Origin of the sequence: Microbacterium enclense, assembly GCF_004022425.1 — a bacterium.
Taxonomy (GTDB): Bacteria; Actinomycetota; Actinomycetes; order Actinomycetales; family Microbacteriaceae; genus Microbacterium; species Microbacterium enclense_A.
The window spans coordinates 1-3890 of record NZ_RBZY01000109.1; the positions used below are offsets into that span (position 1 = coordinate 1).

At 65.5% G+C, this 3890-nt stretch carries 5 protein-coding genes; 1 reads left to right on the forward strand and 4 read right to left on the reverse strand.

The window, feature by feature from the left end; translation table 11 throughout:
* Positions 1-221: 221 nt before the first annotated feature.
* On the reverse strand, positions 222-638 hold the full coding sequence (locus D8Y23_RS16200; RefSeq protein ID WP_128219064.1) for a hypothetical protein: 417 nt from the start codon (positions 636-638) through the stop codon (positions 222-224).
* Positions 639-807: 169 nt separating this feature from the next.
* Here D8Y23_RS16200 and D8Y23_RS16905 point away from each other — a divergent pair, with 169 nt between their 5' ends.
* Positions 808-972, forward strand: coding sequence for a hypothetical protein (locus D8Y23_RS16905; RefSeq protein ID WP_164479568.1), 165 nt, complete (start codon positions 808-810; stop codon positions 970-972).
* 58 nt (positions 973-1030) lie between these two features.
* Here the strand turns inward: D8Y23_RS16905 and D8Y23_RS16205 are convergent, their stop codons facing one another.
* From D8Y23_RS16205 to D8Y23_RS16215, 3 genes are read right to left on the reverse strand one after another with little or no spacing between them, the layout of a single operon-like run.
* A complete protein-coding gene (locus D8Y23_RS16205) occupies positions 1031-1795 on the reverse strand; it encodes a diacylglycerol/lipid kinase family protein (protein ID WP_205797355.1) in 765 nt (254 codons plus the stop codon).
* A 57-nt stretch (positions 1796-1852) separates the two neighbouring features.
* Positions 1853-2953, reverse strand: a complete 1101-nt coding sequence (locus tag D8Y23_RS16210) for a fatty acid desaturase family protein (RefSeq protein ID WP_128219065.1) — start codon at positions 2951-2953, stop codon at positions 1853-1855.
* A 30-nt stretch (positions 2954-2983) separates the two neighbouring features.
* Entirely contained in the window at positions 2984-3439 is a 456-nt protein-coding gene (locus tag D8Y23_RS16215; RefSeq protein WP_240663940.1) for a hypothetical protein, read from the reverse strand.
* Positions 3440-3890: the final 451 nt, after the last annotated feature.

Sequence of the window (3890 nt, forward strand, 5' to 3'; positions counted from 1 at the left end):
GGATTTGAACCTGCGACCCCTTGACCCCCAGGCGTCCAGATGGCGACTTCGGACTCGCGACCCGCATGATTGCGGGCCTCTCCTCATGCAGATCATGTCATGGGATGCATGATCTGCATGGTCTTGGTCCCCTTCTGGTCCCCCGCTGGGAGTCGATTGGCGCGGCGGATGCAACATGCAGAGCTGCCTTCCGCGTCATGCTAATCAAGAAACTCTGAGGGTCATCCTGGGCTCGCGTTGCCGAGTGTATGGATGAACTTGCCGACCGCATCAGGGGCTGGCAGGTCGATTCGGAGTCGGATGCTTCCAGCTTTCGGTCCGGTGCCGTTGACGATTGCCGCTCCGCCGAGTTGGTCGAGAAGCGGGCCCATGGCGTCTGCTGCATCGGCGGGCAGATGTCCGACGCCGCGTCCGTTGGAGGTGACGGCGACCCCGGCGGGGGATCGTCGCGTGCGGGGCTGGGTGCGGAGGATATAGGTGCGGGGCGCTTGACTGTCGCGTTCGCGATCATTCACGAGGTAGTGGGTTCGTTCCAGCACGACAGGCCGTGTCGGAAGGTGCCGGAGATCGGGTAGTTCGTGGCGGCGGCTGATGCGACCGGTTGTGATGTGCAGAAGTTGTTCCCACCATGCGGGCATGAGCGCCCCTTCTCCTCGGATCGGTATGCCATCACCGAGGCGGAGCACTCTCTCACTATGTCAGCCCGTGCTGTGAATCCTCCGGCCAGCCGCAGGCCCGAACAGATCGCGCAGAGGCAATATCGTTGATCACCGGTTTTCTCGGGCGATTGAGCGTAGCGTGAGGAGCATGTGGACAGTTCTTCTCATCTTGCTTGTGGCATGGGTGGTGCTGTCGATCGTGGGATTCGTGTTCGAGGGCCTGCTCTGGTTGGCGATCATCGGAATCGTGCTCTTCGTCGGCACCCTGATCTTCGGGATACTCCGGCAGCGCGCCAAGCGCGCCAAGGCGTAGTCGCCCGCGCGGGACGCACGGAGCGCGGTCCACCTTCCTTGCCGTTGCGCCTGGGTTTCTACGGGCGTGACGGCCGCAGCCGGGCCGTGGTGCTCTTCTCCACCACGATCGTTTGGACCGGCACGCGTATGTGCAGGGCGCCTGGGCGGACGCTGACGCGGACACGGGTGATGTGGCCGAAGCTGTCGCCGTCGAGTTCGATGAGGTGAGGGGCGTCGAACCGGGCTTCGAACCGGGTTCCTTGAACGTATGCGAGCGCGTGGAGGTCGGGCGTCTGCTGGAGGAGCCTGCGGCTGAGCGGGGAGCGGCGGGCGAGGCCTTGCAGGGTGAGGCGGGTTCCGATCCGCGCCCACCCGAAGCGTCCTGTCGGCCGCGTCGCAATGGTGCTCGTGCTCTCCGCCATCTCCGCATCCAGTCCGATACCCGCCATGACCATGAACGTATGCGAACGCCGGGCGCCGCTCACGTCCTCGAGCTCAGCCACCCCGACATCCACGGGTCGGTCCTCACCTGCGAACGCAGCGGAAACGCAGGCGGCGATGTCGTTGAGCGGCGCACCGACATCGCGAGCAAGAAGATTGCCGGTGCACAGGGGAACCAGCGCGACCGGGATGCCCGTCCCTTGCATCACCTCCGCGACGACGCGGACCGTGCCGTCGCCGCCAGCGGCCATCACCACCGCCGGAGCAGCAGCGAGAGCGTGCTCCGCGGCGGCCCGGCCGGCGTCGTCGCTGCGGGTCTCGTACCAGCGCGTCTGCGCCCACCCGTGCTCGGCCTCACACTCCGCGACCACGGGGTGAAGCCGCTCCAGCGGGGTTTTCACGGGGTTGTAGACGACGGCGGGCGTGCCGTCGTCCTGCTGCGGGGTGGTCGCGCGTGCTCACTGCGGGACTGCGGTGATGTAGCGGCGCTGCTCGACCAGGGGGCAGGTGAACACGTCACGCTCCCCCAGGCCGACGCGGTTGATGTACCGCACGATGATCGCATAGGACGCCAGCAACCCTGTCTGCGCATACGGCACATCATGGCTCCGGCAGTAGGCGGCGATGATGGGCGCTGCCTTGCGCAGGTGAGGACGCGGCATGGACGGGAACAGGTGATGCTCGATCTGATAGTTCAGCCCGCCCATCGCGGTGTCGAGCAGACGACCGCCGCGGACGTTCCGGCTCATCATCACCTGGCGGCGCAGGAAGTCGAAGCTCGCATCACGAGGCACGATCGGCATCCCCTTATGATTCGGGGCGAACGAGACGCCCATGTAGAACCCGAAGAGCCCGAGTTGCACAGCGAGAAACACGAATGCGATGCCCGGCGACAGGACGAGGAAGACGAGCACGGGGAACCCGACCAGGCGGATCAGGAGGAACCCGATCTCGACCCCGCGCCTGCTCAACGGCCCGCGCGTGACCACCCGGCGCACCCCGGACGCATGCAGCGAGACACCCTCCAGGAGCAGGATCGGGAAGAAGAAGATCCCCTGATGCGAGCGCAACCACGACAGGACCCGCCCTCTCGGCACGGCACGCTCCGGGGCCACAACGATCACCGGCAACTCAATGTCCGGATCGGACCCCAGCTTGTTCGGATTCGCATGATGGCGGGTGTGCTTGTGCTGCCACCATCCGTAGCTCATCCCCACCAGCAGGTCGCCGAGGACGAGGCTCACCCAGTCATTCCATTTACCCGAGACGAAGATCTGCCGGTGCGCCGAATCATGCCCGAGAAAGGCGATCTGCGTGAACACCACCGCCAGGAACACCGCCGTGAACAGCTGCCACCAGGTGTCACCGATCCACACGAACATCAGCAGACCACCGGCGAGCACAAGCGGCAGACCGATCAGCTTCGACCAGTAATACCCATACCGGCGACGCAGCAACCCCTGATCCCGGATCGTCTTCGCCAGGGCCGTGAACTCGCTACCGGCCCGACCGCCGTGTCGATCTGCAGAGCGCGGTGTGGTCGAACGGATCCCATCCATGATGCGCCTCGCATCCTAGGGTCACGGACGTCATAAACGCCCGTGACCACCCTCGTCAGTCCAGTCATCGATGCGGGCACGATCGTCGGTCGCCGCGGCACGCCGATCCCGCTCAGACACTCGTGTCCCGGAGGTGCGGAACGTTACTGATTCCGCGAGAGCCGCGACAGAGGCCGCTCTGTCATGCTCGCCCGCGGCCGCCTCGCGGAACCGGAGCGCCGCCGCATCCTGCCTGGCCCGGACACCCTCGCTGATCTCCGCGAGCCGGTCGGCGAGCACCCCACCGAGACCGTCGCGCAACTCCTCGAGATTCGTGTTCGCGATCTCCAAGCGACGATCCGAGATCGCCACCTCTACGGTCGAGTACCCCGCCTTGGCAAGACGTTCCCGCGTCTCGCTCCCCAGGATCTCCGTGATCTCGTCCCGTTCGGGGCGGCGCGTGAACACCGCCTCCACCGTGTAACGATCCGGGGCCTCATCAGTCATCAGCGCCGCAGGCAACGAACCCACCAGCACCGATCCCAGGCCCAGCGTCGCGGTATCTGCACCGCTCGTTCGTGTCTGTGTCTCCATAGCACGACGTTACGCCCCCAACATGTACGCCTCACAGGTTCAACCAAACCCGCGCACGCCGCAGAAACTGAACTGAGAAGCTGACATCGTCGATGCTGTGGGCAAGGTGGTCTCCGGCACCCGAGGTACGGGGAAGGCCCCCGCCGATGCCGTTCCACCACCCCGACGGGGGCCGTTCTCGCGCGCCGGGTGCCCGGCGTCTACATGATCTCGCTCAGACCGCACGCCCCCGGGCGACGACGTAGCGGTCGATCAGCGCCTTGAATGCCTCGATGGGGACCAACGAAAACCCGTCGCCAGATACGACGAAGCCCTGACGAAAGTATCTTTTCGTCAGGGCTTCACTGTCGGGATGACAGGATTT

What these genes read in the sequence shown, in the direction of transcription:
- D8Y23_RS16200 (WP_128219064.1), bottom strand. Translation starts at nt 638, where the DNA reads ATGCCCGCATGGTGGGAACAACTTCTGCACATCACAACCGGTCGCATC.
- D8Y23_RS16905 (WP_164479568.1), top strand. Translation starts at nt 808, where the DNA reads ATGTGGACAGTTCTTCTCATCTTGCTTGTGGCATGGGTGGTGCTGTCG.
- D8Y23_RS16210 (WP_128219065.1), bottom strand. Translation starts at nt 2,953, where the DNA reads ATGGATGGGATCCGTTCGACCACACCGCGCTCTGCAGATCGACACGGC.
- D8Y23_RS16215 (WP_240663940.1), bottom strand. Translation starts at nt 3,439, where the DNA reads ATGACTGATGAGGCCCCGGATCGTTACACGGTGGAGGCGGTGTTCACG.